This window comes from Azoarcus sp. TTM-91 (genome assembly GCF_012911025.1).
Lineage (GTDB): Bacteria > Pseudomonadota > Gammaproteobacteria > Burkholderiales > Rhodocyclaceae > Azoarcus.
This window is the reverse complement of the sequence record NZ_WUEI01000289.1, coordinates 1-538: the sequence shown is the minus strand read 5'-3', so window position 1 is coordinate 538 and position 538 is coordinate 1. Positions and strand designations below refer to the sequence as shown.

Genomic DNA, 538 nt, shown 5'->3' with positions numbered 1-538 from the left:
CTTGGGTGGAGAGCGCGGCGGCCAGCGGGGCCGGGTCCAGCACTTGCACCCGCGAGGGTGGCAGGCCGGCCAGGGCGGCGATTTCCAGCGCCAGGGCGCGCGGGGCGCGGGCGTTGGCCCAGAGGTGGAGCTCGCCATCGACCAGCGCGGCACAGGCGCTGGCGCTTTCTTCCGCCAGTGGCGGCAGGGCCGGCCAGCGGTAGCTGCGGGTGAGTGTGTTCGTTGCGCTGGAGAGGGCGGCGGCGGTGTCGCCGTCTTCGCGGACCACGCTTTCCCGAGTCGGCAGCGGCTGCGGCGCCGGGCGGCTTTCCCAGCGCGCCTTGAGCTGGCGGGCGGCGCGGGCGGCGGCCTCGGCCGTGGTGGCGACGACGGCGACGAAATCGCCGCGCGTCACCACATCCACCATGCCTTCGATGGCGGCGACCGAGGCCGGCTCAACCGCCAGCAGGCGGCGCGGACGCAGGCTGGCGCCTTCACCATCCAGCGGCGGGCGGACGACGCGGGCGTGGAGCAGGCCGCTTCCGCTGGCGTATTCCGC

1 protein-coding gene is annotated in these 538 nt (G+C 75.7%); it reads right to left on the bottom strand.

What is annotated here, in order from left to right; all coding sequences use genetic code 11:
- Positions 1-538 (bottom strand): molybdopterin cofactor-binding domain-containing protein (locus tag GRF61_RS24280; protein WP_169153175.1); only part of this gene is annotated, 538 nt, incomplete at both ends.